This window comes from Vibrio mangrovi (assembly GCF_024346955.1).
Lineage (GTDB): Bacteria > Pseudomonadota > Gammaproteobacteria > Enterobacterales > Vibrionaceae > Vibrio > Vibrio mangrovi.
Genome location: NZ_AP024883.1, coordinates 1,376,354 through 1,397,334 on the forward strand (window position 1 = coordinate 1,376,354; position 20,981 = coordinate 1,397,334).

19 protein-coding genes are annotated in these 20,981 nt (G+C 45.3%); 16 read left to right on the forward strand and 3 right to left on the reverse strand.

The features are described 5' to 3' along the window. Positions 1–19: 19 nt before the first annotated feature. Positions 20–433 carry a winged helix-turn-helix transcriptional regulator gene (locus OCU74_RS06230; RefSeq protein ID WP_087478910.1) on the reverse strand — a complete coding sequence of 138 codons (414 nt, stop codon included), beginning with the start codon at positions 431–433 and terminating at the stop codon, positions 20–22. 227 nt (positions 434–660) lie between these two features. On the opposite strand from OCU74_RS06230, the gene OCU74_RS06235 reads away from it, so the two are divergent. From OCU74_RS06235 to OCU74_RS06275, 9 genes are all read left to right on the forward strand, one after another. Then, the gene (locus OCU74_RS06235) at positions 661–1,524 is read left to right on the forward strand and encodes an SDR family oxidoreductase (RefSeq protein ID WP_087478911.1); all 864 of its coding nucleotides are present in this window, start codon (positions 661–663) and stop codon (positions 1,522–1,524) included. Between the two features lie 349 nt (positions 1,525–1,873). Beyond that, positions 1,874–2,227 (forward strand): Hpt domain-containing protein, encoded by a 354-nt coding sequence (locus OCU74_RS06240; protein ID WP_087478912.1) that lies wholly within the window; start codon positions 1,874–1,876, stop codon positions 2,225–2,227. Positions 2,228–2,237: 10 nt separating this feature from the next. Beyond that, complete coding sequence (locus OCU74_RS06245) at positions 2,238–3,392, forward strand: HDOD domain-containing protein (protein ID WP_087478913.1); 1,155 nt, start codon at positions 2,238–2,240, stop codon at positions 3,390–3,392. 44 nt (positions 3,393–3,436) lie between these two features. Beyond that, positions 3,437–3,802 carry a response regulator gene (locus OCU74_RS06250; protein ID WP_087478914.1) on the forward strand — a complete coding sequence of 122 codons (366 nt, stop codon included), beginning with the start codon at positions 3,437–3,439 and terminating at the stop codon, positions 3,800–3,802. Continuing rightward, entirely contained in the window at positions 3,799–4,380 is a 582-nt protein-coding gene (locus OCU74_RS06255; RefSeq protein WP_087478915.1) for a chemotaxis protein CheC, read from the forward strand. The genes OCU74_RS06250 and OCU74_RS06255 overlap by 4 nt, the downstream gene beginning before the upstream one ends. Positions 4,381–4,388: 8 nt before the next feature. Then, the gene (locus tag OCU74_RS06260; protein WP_087478916.1) at positions 4,389–5,705 is read left to right on the forward strand and encodes an ATP-binding protein; all 1,317 of its coding nucleotides are present in this window, start codon (positions 4,389–4,391) and stop codon (positions 5,703–5,705) included. 19 nt (positions 5,706–5,724) lie between these two features. Beyond that, positions 5,725–7,041, forward strand: a complete 1,317-nt coding sequence (locus OCU74_RS06265) for a sensor histidine kinase (protein WP_087478917.1) — start codon at positions 5,725–5,727, stop codon at positions 7,039–7,041. 8 nt (positions 7,042–7,049) lie between these two features. Beyond that, on the forward strand, positions 7,050–8,675 hold the full coding sequence (locus tag OCU74_RS06270; RefSeq protein WP_087478918.1) for an EAL domain-containing protein: 1,626 nt from the start codon (positions 7,050–7,052) through the stop codon (positions 8,673–8,675). 2 nt (positions 8,676–8,677) lie between these two features. Further along, a complete protein-coding gene (locus OCU74_RS06275; protein ID WP_087478919.1) occupies positions 8,678–10,021 on the forward strand; it encodes a response regulator in 1,344 nt (447 codons plus the stop codon). A gap of 18 nt (positions 10,022–10,039) precedes the next feature. Here OCU74_RS06275 and thiD read toward each other — a convergent pair whose 3' ends face one another. Then, positions 10,040–10,870 carry a bifunctional hydroxymethylpyrimidine kinase/phosphomethylpyrimidine kinase gene (thiD, locus tag OCU74_RS06280; RefSeq protein ID WP_087478920.1) on the reverse strand — a complete coding sequence of 277 codons (831 nt, stop codon included), beginning with the start codon at positions 10,868–10,870 and terminating at the stop codon, positions 10,040–10,042. Between the two features lie 309 nt (positions 10,871–11,179). Here thiD and OCU74_RS06285 point away from each other — a divergent pair, with 309 nt between their 5' ends. The 5 genes from OCU74_RS06285 to OCU74_RS06305 all read left to right on the forward strand — a co-directional run bounded on the left by OCU74_RS06285 (position 11,180) and on the right by OCU74_RS06305 (position 16,350). Beyond that, on the forward strand, positions 11,180–12,280 hold the full coding sequence (locus OCU74_RS06285) for an ABC transporter substrate-binding protein (RefSeq protein WP_087478921.1): 1,101 nt from the start codon (positions 11,180–11,182) through the stop codon (positions 12,278–12,280). A gap of 47 nt (positions 12,281–12,327) precedes the next feature. Continuing rightward, positions 12,328–13,383: a FecCD family ABC transporter permease gene (locus OCU74_RS06290; RefSeq protein ID WP_087478922.1), complete on the forward strand. Its 1,056-nt coding sequence runs from the start codon at positions 12,328–12,330 to the stop codon at positions 13,381–13,383. Next, a complete protein-coding gene (locus OCU74_RS06295) occupies positions 13,380–14,168 on the forward strand; it encodes an ABC transporter ATP-binding protein (RefSeq protein WP_234993505.1) in 789 nt (262 codons plus the stop codon). Before OCU74_RS06290 ends, OCU74_RS06295 begins: the two co-directional genes overlap by 4 nt. A gap of 231 nt (positions 14,169–14,399) precedes the next feature. Further along, positions 14,400–15,062 (forward strand): response regulator transcription factor, encoded by a 663-nt coding sequence (locus OCU74_RS06300; protein ID WP_087478923.1) that lies wholly within the window; start codon positions 14,400–14,402, stop codon positions 15,060–15,062. 13 nt (positions 15,063–15,075) lie between these two features. Beyond that, the gene (locus OCU74_RS06305) at positions 15,076–16,350 is read left to right on the forward strand and encodes a sensor histidine kinase (RefSeq protein ID WP_087478924.1); all 1,275 of its coding nucleotides are present in this window, start codon (positions 15,076–15,078) and stop codon (positions 16,348–16,350) included. A gap of 77 nt (positions 16,351–16,427) precedes the next feature. On the opposite strand, the gene OCU74_RS06310 is transcribed toward OCU74_RS06305, so the two are convergent. Next, positions 16,428–17,867 carry a sucrose-specific PTS transporter subunit IIBC gene (locus OCU74_RS06310; protein ID WP_087478925.1) on the reverse strand — a complete coding sequence of 480 codons (1,440 nt, stop codon included), beginning with the start codon at positions 17,865–17,867 and terminating at the stop codon, positions 16,428–16,430. 273 nt (positions 17,868–18,140) lie between these two features. Between OCU74_RS06310 and OCU74_RS06315 the strand changes: the two genes are divergently transcribed. Further along, a complete protein-coding gene (locus OCU74_RS06315) occupies positions 18,141–19,127 on the forward strand; it encodes a LacI family DNA-binding transcriptional regulator (RefSeq protein ID WP_087478926.1) in 987 nt (328 codons plus the stop codon). 180 nt (positions 19,128–19,307) lie between these two features. Then, positions 19,308–20,936: a glycoside hydrolase family 32 protein gene (locus OCU74_RS06320; RefSeq protein ID WP_087478927.1), complete on the forward strand. Its 1,629-nt coding sequence runs from the start codon at positions 19,308–19,310 to the stop codon at positions 20,934–20,936. Positions 20,937–20,981: the final 45 nt, after the last annotated feature.

Here is a 20,981-nt window from a genome sequence, read left to right on the forward strand (position 1 = left end):
ATGCAATGAAGAAATGGAATCATTCACGCTGTGTCTGCAAGTCATCGTAGTGATGCTGGATCGTCTGGATATCAAAAATGTTGTCTTCAATCCATTCAGCGAGAACGGCAACCTTTTGAGTGACTGTGTGACCATGTGGTGTTAACTGGTATTCGACATGAGGCGGAACCACCGGATAGGCGATTCGGGTCAGAAAACCATCGCGTTCAAGTGTCTGGAGGGTCTGAGCCAGCATTTTTTCACTGATCCCGGTAATTTTCTTCCTCAATTCCCCAAAACGGTGCCGTTCTCCGTCAGCTAACGCGATCAATACTAATACTCCCCAGCGGCTGGTGACATGATTCAGCACTTTCCGGGATGGACACTTATCGATAAAGACATTACCGCGCTGATATTTCTCACGGAGCTGTTCTATTTGGGTTATTTTTTCCATACTTACCTTTTTGTGCGTACTTACGAAAAGTTAGTTTTAGATTTAGTATACGTAGAGTTGGCTTTATGAGCAATTAATCTGTTGGTATCGATGATCCTTGGAGTTGTTGACCTTTCGTGATGTTTTTTGCAGCAATTTGTCGTTCATTTAACCACGAAAGGTCAACAGCCCCTAGAGACAGTGAATTGCTTTTAAGGCGGTGAATAGTGAAAGCGAAAGGAGATGTTATGTTAGCAATAACCGGAGCAACGGGTCAGCTTGGCCGTTTAGTGATTGAAGCCTTATTGAAAAAAGTACCAGCGGCACAGATCGTGGCAGCTGTACGTCAGGTGGATAAAGCTCAGGATTTGGCGGAACTGGGCATTCAGGTTCGGTACGCTGATTACTCAAAGCCAGAATCATTACGTGAAGCTTTTTCCGGAGTTAGTAAAGTTCTGCTGATTTCTTCCAGTGAGGTTGGACAGCGGGCGGCTCAGCATCAGGCTGTCATCGATGCGGCAAAATCTGCCAATGTAGAACTGCTGGCCTATACAAGTATTCTGAATGCCGAGAGTTCTTCACTGATGCTGGCAGAAGAGCATGTTGCAACAGAAGCGGCAATCCGGGAATCTGGTGTACCGGCGGTGATTCTGAGAAATGGCTGGTATTCGGAAAACTATACCATGGGAATTGCTCCGATTCTGCAACATGGTGTGATGATCGGGTGTGCCGGTGAAGGCCGTATTTCCTCTGCTCCGCGCCGTGACTATGCCGAAGCTGCTGCAACTGTGCTGACACAAGATGGACAGGCTGGCAAAGTCTATGAACTGGCAGGCGATCAGGGCTTCACTTTAGCTGAGTTTGCCGGTTATCTGTCTGAATTAACCGGACGGTCGATTACTTACCAGAACCTCCCTGAAGCTGATTATGTTCAGGCTCTGGAAGGTGCTGGTGTTCCGGCACCATTCCCTGTGGTGTTGGGCAATTCTGAAACCGGAGCTGCGGCTGGTGATTTATTCAGCGTCTCAAAAGATCTGAGCCAGTTGATCGGTCATCCGACGACGCCTATTGATGCGACAATCAAAGATGCGCTGGCTACTGTTTCTGCATAATTATTGTCAGAAACATAGATAAAATTTTCATCCCCGGCAGGTGACTGTCGGGGATTTTTACTACTGGTTACAACATGCTTTATCGTTGTATATACATCATGAGAACCTGACCATTATCTCCACAATGATCACAATCCGGGTGTGTTTCTTTTTCAGGAATGACCGGTTTTTTTTACTTGCCTCAAAAGATTTATTTCTCTTTCCGGAGTATCAAGATTTCTGTTAACAGGCGCACTTTTTTCACCGCCGCGTTTCTGAGAATCAACTACACTAAACGTAACGCATTGAGAAAAAAGCGTTCGTAAATATCACTTATCGATTTCAGCTCATGCTACTTTGGGGAGTCATAATGACGGACTTACAGTATTTTCAGCCGGAAAGAGTCGCGGACATGGTTGGTGAGGAAAATGTCGGAGAAATGTTAAGCGGCTACCTGACTTCACTGGAAGAATCTCTTTCCCAGTTGCGTTCTTACTGGACGGAAGGCGATGTTCAACATGTCAGAATGACATCCCATCGAATGAAATCATCAGCACGTTTTATTGGTGCAGATGAGCTTGCCGAAGAATTTCAGAAAATTGAAACCGATTCGTTAAACGAAGCAGAAAATATTTGTGAACAAACCACAAGGCTCAGCATGGTTGAACAATGGTGTCATCAACTGACCCTGGAAATTAACCATTATTTGGATTCAGCGCATTAAGGATCGGGTCATGACAAATCTTGAAGTTGTATGTGTTGATGATGACGAATTTATGTTGAAAGCGATTGGGCGTCTTGTCCGTCGTCTGCGCCCCGAATGGCGCTTTCTTCTGCTTCATGATCCAATGAGATGGCAGGAAGATCTGGCGGCTTCCGGGCTGGAACATCCGGCGATTTTTATTTCTGATCTGCTGATGCCAAAGAAGCGTGGAGACGAACTGCTTGATGAAGTCAAAGGTTATCTGCCGGAGTCGATTCGGGTATTACTAACCGGAGATACGACTCAGGAGTTGCCACAGAAAGCGCATAGCTATGCGCATTTTGTCTTGCCGAAGCCTTTCACTCAGGAAGATTTCGAACATCTTTTTTTATGTGCCGAACGTCTGCATAAAATGCCGTTTAATTCGGAATGCCGTAAAAAATTATGTGCGCTTTCCGGATTACCGGTATTACCGAATACGGTTCAGGAATTACAGGCTGTCATCGCATCTCCGAATTGTGATATGCATTTGATGGCTGAAGTTATTAGCCATGAACCTTCGCTGGTTGCCCGGATATTTCAGATTGCCAATTCATCATACTTCGGATTCAGAAGGCATACCGATTCACTGCCTGAAGCAGTCAGCCGGTTAGGGGCAACATTGATTGAGACGATCGCCGTTTCTTTACTGACTCAGATTTCTCATCATCGTGTTTCACCGAGCCAGCATAAGCAGGTTGCTGAACGGGCTTTGCAGGTGAGTTCTGTTGCCAGGCTGATTGCGAAGAAGATGGACTATAACCGTCGTGATCAGGATAAAGTGTTTGTCGCCAGTCTGTTAACTTCGATCGGTACATTGCTTGTTCTGGAAGAAGGCGCGACTTTAGAAAATGTAAAAACATTTCTGGGATTACAGGAAGGCTATTGTGACCACCATGTTGTCGCCGCCTATCTGCTGATTCTGTGGGGATACGATATCGATATTGGCGATATCATTCTGTGTCAGAGTCATATTGATTTTCTCAGTCAGGACGAGACGGTAATTTTTGGCAGTATTGCCGGATTAGCCTGTATCGTTGAAAAATTAAAAACAGAAGCACAAATAGAAAAACTAGCTGAACGGTTACCCGAGTCTGTTGGCAATGTGTTGTTAGAGTTAACACCATTATTATTAGAAACATCATAACAATAACAACTTTTTTGATTGTTTTTTGATTGTGGGAGATTCCAATGGCGATAAATGTAACGATAGCTGATGATTCGAAAATGTCGCGTAAGTCAGTCATGAGAGCGTTGCCTGATGAATGGGATGTAAACATTCATGAAGCCACAAATGGAAAGGAAGCCATTGTTAATTATGCTCAGGGACTGGCAGATGTGATGTTTTTAGACCTGACAATGCCGGAAATGGATGGTTTTCAGGTTCTGGAGCACTTACATGAGATTGATGCCAAAAGTGTTGTCATTGTGATCAGTGCTGATATTCAGCCTTATGCACAGGAACGGGTCAAGCAACTGGGTGCGGCATCATTTATTCAGAAACCGTTAGATCCTGCACAATTGAAACATGTATTGCATGGGGTAGGGTTGCTATGAGTACAGTTTTCTCTGCTGATCATAAAGATGCACTCCAGGAGTTCATGAATATTTCCATGGGACGTGCTGCCAATAAGCTGGCCACCTTGCTGGATCTTCATGTCACGATTTCTGTTCCGAATGTCCGTTTAGCCACTGATGAAGATTTAGCCCGTTTAAAAGAGCTGGAGACAGACTATTATTATACTCGGCAATCATTTTTTGGGGGAATGGATGGCGAGCTGATTACTTTGATGAGTCGTAAAGGTTGTCAGCAGGTTGTCGAGGATCTGAACCGGGCGAAAGGACACTCTTTTGATACGATTGATGTTGAAGAAAGTATTCTGGATATCTCGAATATTCTATCGGGAGCCAGTCTCAGAGGCTTGTGCGAACAAATCGATGTCAAAACGAAAATTCAGCCACCGGTGTTATTTGAACCCTCAAGACAGACTTTACCTGTTTCTGACTGGAAGCTTTCACTGATCATGGAAATTTCGTTTCTGGTTGAAAAAGACTCGTTTGCGGCGAAAACGATTATCTGTTTTGCTGATAGGGAATTAGACAGAATGCTTGCCCGCCTGAATGAATTACTATAGGAGTCAGTATGGCAAAAAGTAGGTTATTACTGTCAGATTTGTTAGACCAGCTCAATTTTGCACTGTGCATCATTCGTAATGACTATGTGATCGTAAAATCGAATGAATATTTTCAGTCGCGGGCGGTCTATGCGGGTGAGACCATGCATGGGCAGAACATTCTGGAGTTGTTTCCGCAATCTGCCGATTATCTGAAACGAAAGATAGATACCGCATTGGTGATTGAGTCATCAAGTTTTTCGTCGTGGGAACAGAAGCCTCATGTTTTACCCTTTAAAAGCTCCCGTCCTGTATCAGGTGAAGAGACACAGATGTTCCAGAATCTGGAAGTGATTCCGATTCACAGCGAGGATGGGTCAATAGAACATGTCTGTCTCTGCGTTTATGATGTGACGATTCAGGCAAGTCAGCAAGCTCAGCTGAAGAGTATTTCACAACAACTGGAAATCGAACATCAGGAGCAAAAGGCGCTGATTAAGAAACTGGAAGAGACTCAGGGACAACTGATTCAGTCTGAGAAAATGGCATCCATTGGTCAGCTATCTGCCGGGATTGCCCATGAGATTAATAATCCGGTTGGTTTTATTACCTCAAATATCCAGACTCTGAATGATTACTTTCAGCGACTGGCTCAGGTCATTGAAGAGATGAAGAAGATGATCGATGAAGCGGGTGATCATGCGCTGGCAGAGCATTGTCAGGAAGTTTTGCATCAGAAACAGGTCAATTTTATTCTGGAAGATACTTCAGATCTGATTCAGGAGTCACTGGAAGGCTCCTCCCGGGTGATGTCGATTGTGAAGAATTTGAAAGATTTTTCTCATATCGATGGTTCAGAGTGGGGATATGCCAGTCTTGCTAACGGCATAGAATCCACATTGAAAATTATTCATAACGAGATCAAATACAATATTACGGTTGAAAAGAATTACGAAGATATTCCGGATGTCTACTGTCAGCCGATGCAGATCAATCAGGTGTTACTGAATATTCTGCTGAATGCCAGTCAGGCGATTGAAGGTGAGGGTAAGATTTATATCTCTTTGCATCATATTGATGACAATCGGGTTGAAATTCGGATTCGCGATACCGGTCCTGGTATTCCTCCTGCGATTCGGGACCGGATATTTGATCCTTTCTTTACGACGAAAGCCGTGGGTTCCGGTACGGGACTGGGGCTGTCTGTTTCTTATGGTATTATCAACAATCATAAGGGGACGATTGCAGTTCAGAGTGAAATCGGTGTCGGGAGTGAGTTCATCATTACTCTTCCTATCGATGAAGTAACTTCAACAGATGAAGCGGTTGAGCAAGCAACCGGTTGAGTAGTAAAGGACTGAGAATGTGGAACATCCGTCAATAGTCAATGACATTCAGGTGAAACAGATTTTTCTTTCCGAAGAGGTTTTGTTGAGTGCGGAACGGAATTTTTCACTGGATGTTTTACGGGTTATGCTGGCCCCGGAGAGTCAGGATGATAGTCTGGATATGTTCATGGATTTCATGGTCAACTGCTTTTCAGACACAGAAGTTTATCTGTTTGCAATTCATGAACAGAGTACACTGCGGCTTATCCGCTCCCGGCCGATCTTAACTGGTCCTATCCGTGAGTATTTATTCCCCATATTGACCAGTGAAGATTTTTGCCTTATCGATGAGCTCCGGCACTCCCGTTTTTGGTGTGAACATTATGCGCCTTTTTTCCCGGATACTGACAAAGCTCTGGTTGTCTCTGTACGTATTCATTCACGTCAATACATGATGATGCTGACTTCCCGGTCTACAGACCTGTGGTATCAGGAGAGTCTGGGTAAGCTGGCTTATATCCTTGAAGTGGTGAAAATTGCGCTGACTTATATCACGTCAACCGAGATAATGTATGACAATAGTGAACACATTGAGCAGACGGAGAAATTCGCATCTTTAGGTAAGCTGGCCGCCGGTGTTGCTCATGAAGTCAATAATCCTCTTGGTTTTGTCATGAGTAACTTTGGTACATTGAGTGCCTATATGACCGAGTTTAAGCGGTTTGTATCGACATTATCCGAGACACAGAAAGCGTCAGTGGCGGATCTTCTGGAAGATGGTTCGGATATTATTGCCGAAACTCTGGAAGGACTGACCCGGATCCAGAATATCGTTTCCAGTCTGAATGTATATAATCATATCTCCGGTTCAAGACTTGGTCTGGTTGATTTGCGGGATGTTATCAGCTCTGCATTGAGTTTGATTCTGGGTGAGCTGAAAATGCGGGCCGAAATCGATTATCAGGTGCCGGAACAGCCTATGCGTGTTATGGGGCAATCCAATAAGTTGCAACAAGCTTTAATCCATCTGGTGATGAATGCCTTTCAGTCCATTACCAGTACTGAGGGAAAAATCCAGATTCAACTGACGTTTGAGCAGAGTGTGCTTACACCGAGAAAGCGGAACATCCGCCTGTCTATTAAAGATAACGGTAAAGGGATTCCCGAAGATCATCTGCAACATATTTTTGAACCGTTTTTTACCACCAAGCAAGTTGGAAGTGGCGCTGGATTGGGGCTGTCTGTCGCAAAAGAAATTATTGAGGACCATCATGGTCTCATCTCAGTTCAGTCTGAGTTGGGAAAAGGCACTCAGGTAACGATTCGGTTACCTTGTGTAGTCAGTATGACTTAGGAGGCAATATGCGTGCCCGTGAGATTTTGCTGGTTGATGATGAGGCACAGGTACTGAAAGCTCTGAAGAGAGAGCTCAGAGGACATTTTCGCATCATTCACTGTGCTCAGTCTGCGGCAGAAGCCTTGGACATATTGGCGAATAATCCGATTGAACTGGTCGTATCTGATTATCGAATGCCTGATGTTGACGGAGCAGAACTGATTATTCGGATCAAGCAACAGTACCCACATATCATATCGATTATTTTGTCTGGTCAGGCGGATTTAGAAGGCATTTCCCGGGCACTGAATGAGGGGCAGCTTTACCGGTTTATTGAAAAACCCTGGGATTACGATCATCTGCTGGAAACAATAGAACAAGGTTTGCAGGAGGCCGAAAACCGTCAGGCAGAAGATGTAATCACCGGCGTAAAGAACCTGCGTCACCTCAATCAGTATATTGCTCAACTCTCTACCCAGGATGTCCGTATGCCGGTCATGGCAATTATTCATATCGTTAACCTGGGTGAGATCAACCAGCAATTGGGACATGAAGCCGGGAATTTTCTGCTACGGAATATTGCCAATCAGCTGTTTGTTCATTCCTATATCAATGGGGTTTACCGCCACAGCAATAAGTTCATTGTATTACTTCCGTTAGATCATGAGATTTATGATCATGTTGAGTTTTTAAATCAACATATTACCCACATGATCGGTCATGATGAGATGGCTGATGTCTTCCGGGTGTGTTTGACGGAGCTTCCAGACGGTGAGATCACTCCGGAATTCCTCAGCGAAACTCGTCAGGCCAGTCAGGTTCCACTCAGAGACAATCGTATTACGTCAGTTGTCTGTAATGACCCTGAAAATTCGGACCTCTATCAATTGCTGAGTATTCAGTATGGGTTGCTTCATGACGAATTCCTGGCGTTTTATCAGCCACAGAAGGATATGATTGCCAATGAAATTGTCGGTTATGAAGCACTTGCCAGATGGTTGGTACCTTCCGGAGAATATCAGCTTCCGGCGCATTTTTTACCAATTATTGAAAAGTATAATATAATTGAATTACTTACAGAGAAAATTCTCTTGTCTGTGATTCAGTGCTTCCGGGCAAACTCTGAGTTGTTGGGAGCCACACGTATCAGCATCAATGTTCCGGGTAGACTAATATGTGACGGACGCTTCTATACGATGCTAACCCAGTGTGAACAGATGGATGAATCAATGCTTTCCCACTTGACGGTTGAAGTGACGGAACAGGATCTGATTGAAAATTTCGGGCAGGCAAATCAGGAACTAATGCGGTTAAAATCGTTGGGCGTGGCTTGTGCTCTGGATGATTTTGGTACGGGTTATGCAGGATATGAATACCTGTTTGAGTTGCCATTTGACATTCTGAAAATCGATGGACGTTTTGTCCGGGCTATCGGGGAAAATAAAGCCGCAGAAGTGGTGCTGGAGTCTATTTTGAAAAGTGCCCGTATTTTCCAGATCAGTGTCGTTGCCGAATGGGTGGAAACAGCCGCACAGGCAGACTTACTCCGACAAATTGGGTGTTCAGTGATTCAGGGGTACTTTGTCGGTCCGACCTTATCTGAACAAGAGCTACATTGTTCTCTCAGTGCTAACGAAAGTGGAGGGCGATAATCATGGAAAGTAATGCCACAGAATCTGACAGACTGACACTACTTTTATTAGATGATGAAAACGACATTCTGAAAGCTCTCAATCGGGTTCTTCGCCTTGATTATGACGTTGTCAGCTTTAATGATGGCCGGGAAGCATTGGAATACCTGAAAGAGAATGAGGTGTCTATTATTATCTCCGATATGCGGATGCCGGAGATGGATGGTGCCGAGTTTTTGGCTCATGCGAAAGAAATTTCCCCTGATGCTATTCGTATCTTACTGACCGGATATAGTGATATTCAGTCGACGGTCAGAGCTGTCAATTCCGGAGGTATTCACACCTATATCAGCAAACCCTGGGATAATGAAAATTTAAAACTGATTATTGCTAAGTCTGCTGAGTTTTTCCGCCTGACTAAAGAAAGAGAACGTTTGTCACAGGAGCTGGAGGAGCGTAATCAACAGCTTGAAACGATGAATGATGCATTGGAAGAGTCCAATCAGAAGCTGTCGGATTTCAATCATCAGCTGGAATTACAGGTTCAGGAACGAACCAAAGAACTGAGTGCTTCCAACGCCCGGCTGGAAATGTTACTGAAAAGCCGGAATAAAACATTCAGAGATATTCTGGGAATGGTCACAGCAATTATCCAGCACCGGACCGGATTTCCGGCTGACCACGCCGAGCGAATTGCGAATCAGGCTAAATCTGTTGCCCAACGTTTGAAACTACCTGAAGCAGAAGTCGGACATATTTATCTATGTGGGCTGATGCACCAGATTGGTTTGATTGGTGCACGGGATTCTGAGATCGAAATGACCAAAGTTGATCCAGAAAGTCAGGTTCCTATTTCACCCAGCGCAAACTCTGTGGTCGGAGCAACCATTGTTGAACGAATCAAACGATTTGAACCACTGGTCGAGATTATTCGTCATCAGGATGAATTTTATAATGGTCTGGGGCGGCCGGATCATCTGCGGGCTCAGGAAATCCCAATCGGAGCTCGGGTGATTAAAGTGGTCAAAGACTATGATTTTTATGTCGCGTCTCCTTATAACCCGAAAAGGATGACGACGAGAAGTGCACAGGGATATCTGAAACAACAGGCCGGTGAGTTATATGATCCACAGGTTGTTGATGTCTATCTCTCAATGCTTAAACAGCCCGGAGGAATTGAAGAAGGTATCGAACTGTGTATTGGTCTGAGTGAAATCAAACCGGGTATGATTATCAAACGGGATCTCTATCTGCCAAATGGCAATTTGATGTTAACAGCCGGTAATGCGATTAGTGCGGCATTGTTGTCTCGTCTGAAATCAATAGAAAAACAGACCAATATGCCGATTTCAGTTTATATCGGTTGAGTGGTTAGTGGTAAAAACCTAGCGGTAAAAATGATGCAGCGGCCCTTTTCCCTGACCCACAAGCAGTTTGTCAGCATGGAGAATTGCACCGGATATGTAGCTCTTGGCTTCTCTGATTGCTGAAGAAAGTGAATATCCCCGGGCCAGGTAAGATGCGATGGCGGAAGAGAGCGTACAACCTGTGCCGTGGGTATTCTTCGCATGAATCCGGGGAGCCGTAAACAATTGTGTCGATGACCCCGTAATCAGCCAGTCCTGACTGTGGTTGGGATCATCGGAGTGTCCGCCTTTGAGTAAAATTGCGGGTAAACCGAGTAAACGCAGATCATCGATTATTTCAGGAACATGCCACTTTGGTTCACTCTCCGACAGCTTTGCTGTCGGGTAGCCGAGCAGTGCCGCTGCTTCAGGAAGGTTCGGTGTGATCAGGTCAGCCATCGGGAGCAACTCTTTCTGCAATGGTCCGAATGCCTCACTGCTCAGTAGCGGTTTACCACTGGTTGACAGTAATACCGGATCAATCACCACATGACGGGGCCGGACGGCCTGAAGTTTCTTCATCACCACTTCCAGAATTTCTGCATTAGCCAACATGCCAATTTTTACGGCAACAATATTTAAATCTGCAAATACAGCATCCAACTGCTGACTTACATGTCTGGCCGGTAATGGAAAAACGTCCAGCACACCTTGCGTATTTTGTGCCGTGGATGCGGTGATGACCGAGCAGGCATAGCTGCCGGTGGCTGAAATTGTTTTGATATCGGCCTGAATTCCGGCACCGCCACTACTATCACTGCCCGCAATTGTTAACACAATCGGAACCGAAGATTGAAGAGAACTGGTCATATCTGAAAATCCTTTAGAGGCTGTCGGCCATGATTGCAATTCAGTCGTTAGCGATTTTTAACACTGGATGAATGTTATATCAACTGTCGCAGACTGACAGATGTAACAATAATTTGAAAATAAGAATGACTCTCATATTTATTTGTATATAATGCGGCCGTCTGTTCTTTGATGCTACTGATAAAGCGGAACATCATTTGATGTCGTGCGGTTAGAAGAAGATTGCCCGGTAACCATTTCTGACCACGGATATGGGATTACTTTGCTGTAAAAAGCCGTTGTTGATATGACTATTTTGAGAGAAACCTTATGAATTTAAAGCGTTTGTTCATTTATGCTGTTGTCGCAGTTTTTCCACTGTTGTCCCAGGCTCAGGTAAAAACAATTGAAGATGTCCTGAATAGAAAAATTGAAGTGGATGTTCCGGCTAAGCGGGTCGTTCTCGGTTTCTATGCTGAAGATTACATGGCAATCGGTGGAGAAAAAGCATTTGATCATGTGGTTGGGCTTTCCCGTGACACATGGAAAGTCTGGCGTCCTGCCAGTTGGGATATTTACACACAGAATAATCCGGCTTTAGCTGATATTCCTGATGTTGGTGAGGTTGAAGCACAGACTTTCTCGGTTGAGAAGGTATTAAGTCTACATCCTGATCTACTGTTACTGGCTGACTGGCAATATAAAGGACTGGGTTCGGACATTACCCGGATTGAAGATGCCGGTATTCCGGTTGTTGTGGTTGACTACAATGCTCAGACACTGGAACGCCATCTGGCAAGTACCCGGATTATCGGTGAACTGACCGGACAGGTTGCCCGGGCGGGAAAGATTGCCGATGAATACCGTCAGGCGATTGAACTGATTCAGCAGCGACTGAAAACCGCAAATCTGGCGAAACCCCGTGCTTATATTGAATTTGGTAACAAAGGACCACAGGAATACAGCTTTACCTACGGTAAGAATATGTGGGGAGCCATGATTACGGCTGCCGGTGGTGACAATATTGCGGCACCATTTGTTGAATGGTGGGGACCGATTAATCCGGAGCAGGTTCTGGCATCACGTCCTGAAGTCATTTTCCTTTCCGGGACGGAATCCGGGAAAAATAATGGTGCCATTCTGATGGGACAGGGTGTTGACCGGCATACCGCTGTTGAGCGTCTGAAAGGTTATACCCAGCGTCCGGGATGGTCTGCACTTCCGGCAGTGCAAGAACAGCGTGTCTATGGCATTTATCAGGGAGCGTCCCGCTCTATTCTTGACGCCAGTATGATTCAGTATCTGGCAAAAGCGCTTTATCCTTCGCTGTTCAGTGATTTGGATCCGGAGAAAGCCTATCTTAACTTTTACCGGACTTATCTGCCGGTCGTTCCTGAAGGAACATTTGCTGTCCGTATTACCGAATCATGATAGAAGTTGTGGCCTCATCGAGGCCATATTGTCAGCGGAGTTAAAACATGCAAGCAGATCTGATGCTTGAAGCGGTCGCGAAACAGAGAGCCAGTGAGAAAAGGCGTTGGTCGGTCATCGGGGGAATTTTTGCTGTCCTGACGGTTTCATTTATTCTGGATATCGTTACCGGCCCATCGATGCTGGATGTTTCACGGGTCAGTAATGCGCTGCTACAGTGGCTGGGTTTTTCTGTATCGGTTGATCCGATGACACAGGTTATTGTCACCAATCTGAGGTTACCGATTGCATTAATGGCAATCATTGTTGGTGGTTCTCTGGGCATTGGCGGTGCGGAAATGCAAACATTGCTGAATAATCCGATGGCGAGTCCCTACACTTTAGGCATGGCTGCTGCGGCAGGATTTGGCGCGGCTTTCATGCTCTATATGGGTTCTCTGGGATTAGAGGCGTATATCGCCGTACCTTTGGGAGCTTTTATCTGCTGCATGCTTTCTGCCTGTTTTCTCTTTGCACTGGCAATGATGCGTCATATCACTTCCGGGCAGTTAATTCTGGCCGGGATAGCATTACTTTTCCTGTTTCAATCGTTGTTGTCACTGGTTCAGTTCATTTCTTCACCAGAGCTGAGTCAGCAGATTCTGTTCTGGTTATTCGGTAGCCTGTCAAAAGCTACCTGGATGAACCTGATGATTACTGCCGTAGTTACCATCGGCTGCTTACTGGTACTGTTGGGCGACTCGTGGAAACTTACCGCACTGCGGCTGGGGGAAGAACGGGCGAAAAGTTTAGGTGTGAATGTTGCCCGCTTACGTTTGAAAACGCTGTTCATTGTGGCTGTGATGACGGCAACGGCGACCAGCTTTGTCGGGATCATCGGGTTTGTCGGGATTGTGGCACCGAATATTGCCCGGATTCTGGTTGGGGAAGATCAGCGTTTTTTCCTGCCGTTATCTTTCCTGATCGGGGCTTTTTTGCTGTCCAGCGCATCCGTACTTTCTAAAGTCATTGTTCCCGGAGCATTGTTTCCGATCGGTATTGTGACGGCAATCATCGGTGTTCCGTTCTTTTTCTGGCTCATTATCGGCAAAAGGCGTTCATGATGTTGAATGTAACCAGCTTAAATCTGAATATTGATGGGTTAACTCTGGCCGATCAGATGAGTTTCACCCTTCAGCCGGGGAAGGTGAATATCATTATTGGTCCGAATGGCACCGGCAAAAGTACATTGCTCAAAACCCTGTTTGGCGATATCCGCCCACAGTCCGGAGCGATCACTTTTGGTGATAAACAGCTCCAGCCTCAGAAAATATCCTCCTGGCGTCAGCTGTTTGGCTACATGCCACAGGATATTCGTCTGGATGTTAGTCTGACGGTGATTGAGGTTGTATTACTGGGTCGGCTGGATGCATTGAGTTTCCGGGTAGATAACCGGATGCTGGAAGAAGCGCTGTCTGCTCTGAAACAAATAGGCTTGTTGCATTTGGCAAATCGGGATGTCCGGACTCTGAGCGGTGGTCAATGTCAGATGATTCTGTTTGCACAGGCATTAATGCGTCATCCGGAAATTTTAATGCTGGATGAGCCTGTCAGCGCTCTTGATCTCCATTTCCAGCATGTTTTACTGGATCATCTGGCAGAACGGACAGTCAAACAGCAATGGGTGACTCTGATGGTTTTGCACGATTTGAATCTTGCGGCTCAGTATGCAGATAACCTGCTGGTTCTGAAACAGGGACAGATTGTTGCTCAGGGAGCTCCGCAAGTGGTATTGACGCCCGAGTTGATTTGGGATGTCTATGGCGTTGAAGCTGACGTTGCTCATGATAGTCAGGGTATTCCTTTTGTCCGAACCTTACGATCTCGGCGGCTGAGCGGAGCTGCTTAAAGACCCTGGCTATTTATATTGTCATTGTGTCCGGTACTCAGATGTGACCGTGTCCTGATTTTCTCCGGAAGATGTGAAAGTTCCGCTGCAGTTAACCGATTCTTAACCAAAATTCTATTACATTGCGCATGGGTATATACTCAAGTGTTCTGATGACACGCCGAATGCTTTACTTGGGTATGATGTCAGGCAGAATAGCGGATATAACAGAAGAGGTTATCAGAGTTTCAGATGCTGAAGGTATTACTCGTCGAAGATGATTTGGATTTGGCGACTGCAATTATTGACTACATGGCGCTTGAAGATATTGAAGCGGACTATGCAGCAGATGGTCAAATCGGTTACAACCTCATTACCAGTAACACCTATGATGTTATTGTTCTGGATTTGAACCTGCCTAAGATTGAGGGGCTGATTGTTTGTGAACGGGTCCGTTCTCAAGGGATCGAGGTTCCGGTTCTCATGCTAACGGCGAAAGACACGCTGGATGATAAACTGCGGGGATTTTCGAAAGGTGCGGATGACTATCTGGTAAAACCGTTTGAGATGGAAGAATTAATTGCCCGGGTTAAAGTTCTGTCGAAAAGGAAAAGCGGTCAGATTTCTAAACTTGTGGTTGAAGATCTGGAGTTTGACTTAACCGGCAGAGAGGTTCGCCGGGCAGGAGAACTTCTCAAGCTTTCTCCGATAGCCACTAAAATTCTGGAAGTGCTGATGCGCGAGTCTCCATCGACCGTTTCCCGGGAAAAAATCATTCAGACGGTCTGGGGAAGTGAGCAGCCCGATAGCAACAGTCTGAAAGTCCATATCTTTAATCTGCGTAAACAAGTGAATAAAGAAGGCTTAAAACCTCTGATTCATACCATCCCCAGCTTTGGTTTTGCTATCAAATAACCGGAATGTTGACATGCAAATTCGTCGTAGTCTGAAAATATACTTTTTATTTGCAGTGATCTCCGTAGGGACTCTGGTGGTTGTGGTTTTTTCTACGCTGGCTGCAAACTTCTTTGTTCAGGGTGCTGATCTGGCAATGCGCTACAGTATGGTTCAAATGGGGCGGGAAATCGCTGAATCAGGCACACAACCGGATAACCTGATGGGATTTTCTATTGCCCAACACTGGGAAGATACACCGGAACTGGTGAGAGAATATATCCCGAAGTTACAGACTCATCTGGCGTTTGGTAAATATATTGAACGGGATAGCTGGTTCGATATTCCGGATGTGGCTGCTTTTGCATTGCGCTATGACGGTGCTCCTCAGGGAACTTTCTATATTTCCTGGGTGTTTACCGATATTGTCCCGCCGCTTCCGGAAGACACATCGGATCTGCATTATTATCTGCGAATCATGATCTATGCCGTTATCGCCATTGCTTTATTTGCGTTGATCATGGTGATTTTACTGCACAGGATCGCGATTCCGGTTGAACGTTTGATTGACTGGGCCAAAGAGCTCTCTTCCGGTAACCTGAATCGTTCTGCCCCTGATTTTTATTATAACGAGTTAAATAAACTGGCTGAAATCATTCGTTCAAGCTTACAGTCCGTACAGACGACGCTGGACCGGGAAAAACAGTTTTTGTCTCATGCCAGCCATGAACTGAGAACGCCGATTTCTGTCGTCAGAAGTAACAGTCAATTGATGAAACGCCTCATCGAGAAAGAAGGGACGGAAGAAAAACAGCAGGAAGTATTGGATCGTATTCTCAGAGCTGGTATGACGATGACCGAATTATGTGAAACGTTGCTCTGGCTGAATCGCGGGGAGTTTGACAATTTGTCGACTGAATCTGTAGATCTGGGAAAACTGGTCAATCAGATTCGGTGTGAACTGGATTATCTGGTTCGTGATAAAGAGATTGATATCCTGATAGAAACTGAACCCGGAAGTTACCAATTGCCATCGGGAATGGTCCGGATCGTATTGGGAAACCTGATCCGAAATGCATTTCAGCATACTTACCATGGCCGGATTGAAATTGTTCAGTTAGGGCATACGGTGAAAATCAGAAACTGTAGTGCGATCGGAGAAACCGATGAGAGTCTGGGATTCGGACTGGGACTGAAGTTAACCAGCAGTATTATCGGGCATTATCAATGGCCTTATCATGTCGAGGAATTAGCAACGGGGAGAGATGTGTATATTAGTTTCACATCAGTTGATGATACAGCGCTGTGATACGTACGTCTGTTTGCTGAGGAAATAAAAAAGCCCATCATCAGATGGGCAGGGGTATAAGTTGTGAGAGTTGGGGGTTAGGCGGAAGCGTTGGCTTGTTGTCTCGCTTTTTCTCTCACACCTAGAGCATAGGTTAATCCAAAGGCGACAGCGAAGGAAATTACCATCCCGATAACATAATAGCTGAGTTTCGCCGGATTGATGGAAATAATCCCTGGTAAACCGGCTGCACCGAGTGCATGTGCTTTGACATGGAACAGGGTGATGAAAGCACTGGATATTGCTGCACCAGTGATCGCTGCGATAAATGGGTAGCGCATTTTCAGGTTAACCCCGAACATTGCTGGTTCTGTAATTCCCAACAGAGCAGTGATACCTGATGGTACAGCAATCCCTTTCAGTTTTTGATCTTTGGTCATCATACCGACAGCAAGAGATGCTGCGCCCTGAGCCACGTTAGACATTGCTGCAATCGGGAAGATGAATGTACCGCCGGTTACTGCAACATCGGCCAGAAGCTGAGTCTCAATCGCAATAAAGCTGTGATGCATTCCGGTAATCACGAATGGTGCGTAAATGAAACCGAAGATAGCGCCACCGATAAAGCCAGCTGAGTCATATAACCAGTTCAGTCCATCACCAAGCAGGAAGCCGAGATCCCGTGTAAACGGACCGACCAGAGTAAAAGTCAGGAAGCCAGTGATGAAAATAGCCAGCATTGGGGTTAGCAGGTTATCCAATACTGAAGGAATAATGCTTCGCAGGCCGTTTTCAACTTTAGCCAGAATGAACGCACTGACAAGTACCGGCAGGACTGATCCCTGATAACCAACTTTCTGAATTTCGAAGCCAAAGATGTTCCATGTTGGAACTGTCCCATGAACAGAGGCACTACCGAATCCCCAGCCATTCAACAAGTCCGGGTGAACCATTAACATCCCCAGAGCTGCGCCCAAGAATGGGTTACCACCAAATTTTCTTGTTGCTGAGAATGCCAGTAAAACGGGAAGATAAACGAAAGGTGCATTCGCAAAGGTATTGATCATGCTGGCAAGGTCAGCCAGTCCCGGATTCGCTTCAATCAGTGACTGACCATCAATGAACAGGCCTTTAGCCGTCAGGACATTAAACAGCCCCATCAACAGACCACCGGCAACGATAGCCGGAATGATTGGTACGAAAATGTCAGACAGACCTTTTACTGCACGCTGAACGATGTTCTGCTTTTGTGCTCCGGCCTGTGCAACATCATTGGTCGACATCTCTGCCATTCCTGTCGCTTCAGACATTGCGGCGTAGACTTTGTTCACAATTCCTGAACCGAAAATGATTTGATATTGTCCGGCGACTTTGAACTGGCCTTTTACACCTTCTAGTTCACTAATCGCATCTTCATTAATCACTGATTCGTCTTTGAGTGCTAATCTTAAACGGGTTGCACAGTGTGCCAATGCCTGAATGTTTTCTTTTCCACCCAGATGCTCTAGCAGCTGTTTCGCGATGACTGGATAGTCCATAACTTACTCCGATTCTGTTACTGGATCATGTTTGCGTAAACACTGATTTTTATGTTTTTGGGAACGTTTGCAATTTGGATTTTTGTCAATAATTAAGAAATGGTCAAAACGATGTGGGCTATTATGTGAGTCAGATCGCTAATAGAACGACGAATTATGATGAAAACAAGGTTAAAATCACGTTGTTATTCTTGAATGCAGCATTTTATCCCCGGCTCTTTTGAAGTAACCCAGGTATATTGCAATTAATTCCAAAGGAATGAGGTACACAGGATGGCGAGTTTACATGATGTCGCAAGATTGGCTGGTGTTTCAAAATCAACAGTCTCACGAGTCATCAATAATGAATATGGTGTTAAAGAAGCTACAAAAATCAAAGTGTTAGAAGCTGTATCTCAATGCGGTTATGTGGTGAACCAGGTTGCAAAAGATCTAAAATCTCAGAAAACTAACTTAATTGGTGTCATCGTTCCCCGGGTTTCATCTCATGCAACAGCGCAGGGGGTTGATGGTTTAACGGCGATTTTTGAACCTGCCGGCAAACATGTATTGCTGGCAAATACGCACCAGAACCATAGTAAAGAACTTGAGTATATTCAGATCTTTAACCAGAAACGGGTTGAAGGGATTGTGTTTTATGCGACCCATCTGGATATGCCTTTGATCCAAGCCATTCAGCAGTCATCAGTTCCGGTGGTGCTGGTGGGGCAGGATGGCTCTTTATATGATATTCCCAGTATCATTCATGATGATTTCCGGGTCGGTTTTGAAGCTGGACGGCGTTTGCTTGAGCGGGAATGTAAACAGATTGGGTTTATCGGTGTACAGAGTGATGACCTGGCTGTTGATGAACTGCGTTCTCAGGGGCTGGAGAAGTCTTTGCAGATGAACCAGCAGCAGGTTATTTTTCATGCTCATGGTGACTTTTCGATCGAATCCGGTTACCGGCTGGCGCGTGAATTTTTACAGAAATATCCGGATACCGACGGGCTGTTTTGCGCCACGGACAGAATTGCCGTCGGAGCCATTAAAGCCATGCGGGAAATGGGAATTCTGGTCGGGGAACAGGTAAAAGTACTGGGCGTCGGTAATGATGAACTGGCTTATATCAGTAATCCGGCACTCTCAACATTTAACTATGCCTTTGATAAAGCAGGAGAAAATGCAGCAAAGATGCTTTTAGACCGAATTGAAGGGCATGGCAAAGAAATGAGTAAAGTTGTTCTGACATTCCAGAATATTAAACGTGAGACATGTTGATTGTGTGTCCAGATGATCTCATGGAACTCTGAATTTTTCATCCTGAGATCACTTGGCTATGAGGTTGTGCCAATGTTCACATAATATGACTTTGGTATGACCAATTTGTGGCGTTCTCTTGCATTTTTCGGATAAATCTATATTTTGAGAACGTTCCCGAAAATATAGGATTATCCATAAATGTGCATAGAAGACCTCATAGAGCTGGCTGGCGGAGCCAGTAATATCTACCGAGTCCTGTTGCCTGAAGGTAATGTTTCATTTGCTGTCCGAGATACGGATGTGGTCAGGGCTCTGCCTTCTGAAGTCGTTCTGGAAAAAGTATTAGATGAATGGCATCTCACCTGTTCACGTGATGAAACTGTGACTGAAGATGCTTTGTTTCGTCTGGGAAGAGAAATCGAAGCACATCAGAGAGCTCAGTTGACTGACCTGGCACAGCCGGTTTCCTGTCATTATCGTCCCTCCTGGCATATTGCTCCGCCCCGGGGGTTAATCAACGATCCGAACGGTTTCATCTTCCACAATGGTCAGTATCATCTGTTTTATCAGTGGTCACCGATTGGTTGTGCACATACCGATAAGTATTGGGTGCATATGTTGAGTGACGATTTAGTCAACTGGAAATGGGATGATGTTGCTCTGACACCATCGGACTGGTTTGACAGTCATGGGGTTTATTCAGGCCATGCCGTGAGTCTGGATAATGAACTGATGGTTTTCTATACCGGTAATGTCAGGTTGGGCGAAGAACGTCACCGACAGACGATGCAGTGTGCCGCTATTTCCACTGACGGAGGACAACTGCATAAGATTGGGCCTCTGATTCGGGAACTGCCACCGGGTGTCACTGAACATACACGAGACCCGAAAATTATCCGCAGAAATGGTAAGTGGATTATGTTCCTCGGGACACAGACGACAGCAATGCAAGGCCGTTTAGCGGCTTACCATTCTGAGGATCTGCACCATTGGCAATTTGACAATCTGTACGGGCATGAACTCGGCGATTTCGGATATATGTGGGAGTGTCCGGATATTTTTGCTTTGAACCAACAGTACTGCTTTGTGTTTGCTCCTCAGGGAATCAAGTCTGAAAGTGAGTTTAACACGGTGCCGCATCAGAATCGGATTGCTCAGGTATCATTCAACGATCAGGATGAACTCTCAATTTCAAAACTTCAGGTGCTGGATTATGGTTTTGATTTTTACGCACCACAAAGTATGGAAACACAAGATGGCCGTCGGGTGATGTGTGGCTGGATGGGATTACCTGATGAGCTGAAACATCCGACTTGCCGTTCCGGATGGATCCATCAGTTGACAGCATTGCGTGAACTTGAACTCGTTGATGGACGAATAGTACAGCGTCCATTACAGGAATTAGCTTCGTTGAGAGGTGAGTTACGCGAAATTCAACTGGATAATGGTTCAACTGATCTGGCAACTAAAACTTTTGAGCTTTTTGTAGATATGGAATGGGGTAGCCGGCTGCGTCTGTTCGAAGATGAGCACTACTACGTTGAAATTTACCTTGATCCAATCAAACACCGTTTATTGCTTGATCGTTCCAATACACAGATTGAAGAAGGCGATACAGTCCGGGAAGTTGAATTATCTTCCGGGAATGTCTCTTTACAAATTCTGGCAGATAATTCTTCACTTGAGATCTTTATCAACCATGGAGAAGCCGTGATGACTGCCCGGGTCTTTACCCCTGAATCAGCCACACGACTTTCTGTTAAAGATACCGCAGTGAATGTACAGGTTTATGAACTTCAGGCACCATTGGCTCCTTATCGTTCATAAGAGATTGATTGATATCTTGTTATCATCGGGTGAAGTGTCTGCTTC

Coding starts and splice junctions, on each gene's coding strand:
- OCU74_RS06230 (WP_087478910.1), bottom strand. CDS start 433: ATGGAAAAAATAACCCAAATAGAACAGCTCCGTGAGAAATATCAGCGC.
- OCU74_RS06235 (WP_087478911.1), top strand. CDS start 661: ATGTTAGCAATAACCGGAGCAACGGGTCAGCTTGGCCGTTTAGTGATT.
- OCU74_RS06240 (WP_087478912.1), top strand. CDS start 1,874: ATGACGGACTTACAGTATTTTCAGCCGGAAAGAGTCGCGGACATGGTT.
- OCU74_RS06245 (WP_087478913.1), top strand. CDS start 2,238: ATGACAAATCTTGAAGTTGTATGTGTTGATGATGACGAATTTATGTTG.
- OCU74_RS06250 (WP_087478914.1), top strand. CDS start 3,437: ATGGCGATAAATGTAACGATAGCTGATGATTCGAAAATGTCGCGTAAG.
- OCU74_RS06255 (WP_087478915.1), top strand. CDS start 3,799: ATGAGTACAGTTTTCTCTGCTGATCATAAAGATGCACTCCAGGAGTTC.
- OCU74_RS06260 (WP_087478916.1), top strand. CDS start 4,389: ATGGCAAAAAGTAGGTTATTACTGTCAGATTTGTTAGACCAGCTCAAT.
- OCU74_RS06270 (WP_087478918.1), top strand. CDS start 7,050: ATGCGTGCCCGTGAGATTTTGCTGGTTGATGATGAGGCACAGGTACTG.
- OCU74_RS06275 (WP_087478919.1), top strand. CDS start 8,678: ATGGAAAGTAATGCCACAGAATCTGACAGACTGACACTACTTTTATTA.
- thiD (WP_087478920.1), bottom strand. CDS start 10,870: ATGACCAGTTCTCTTCAATCTTCGGTTCCGATTGTGTTAACAATTGCG.
- OCU74_RS06285 (WP_087478921.1), top strand. CDS start 11,180: ATGAATTTAAAGCGTTTGTTCATTTATGCTGTTGTCGCAGTTTTTCCA.
- OCU74_RS06290 (WP_087478922.1), top strand. CDS start 12,328: ATGCAAGCAGATCTGATGCTTGAAGCGGTCGCGAAACAGAGAGCCAGT.
- OCU74_RS06295 (WP_234993505.1), top strand. CDS start 13,380: ATGATGTTGAATGTAACCAGCTTAAATCTGAATATTGATGGGTTAACT.
- OCU74_RS06300 (WP_087478923.1), top strand. CDS start 14,400: ATGCTGAAGGTATTACTCGTCGAAGATGATTTGGATTTGGCGACTGCA.
- OCU74_RS06305 (WP_087478924.1), top strand. CDS start 15,076: ATGCAAATTCGTCGTAGTCTGAAAATATACTTTTTATTTGCAGTGATC.
- OCU74_RS06310 (WP_087478925.1), bottom strand. CDS start 17,867: ATGGACTATCCAGTCATCGCGAAACAGCTGCTAGAGCATCTGGGTGGA.
- OCU74_RS06315 (WP_087478926.1), top strand. CDS start 18,141: ATGGCGAGTTTACATGATGTCGCAAGATTGGCTGGTGTTTCAAAATCA.
- OCU74_RS06320 (WP_087478927.1), top strand. CDS start 19,308: ATGTGCATAGAAGACCTCATAGAGCTGGCTGGCGGAGCCAGTAATATC.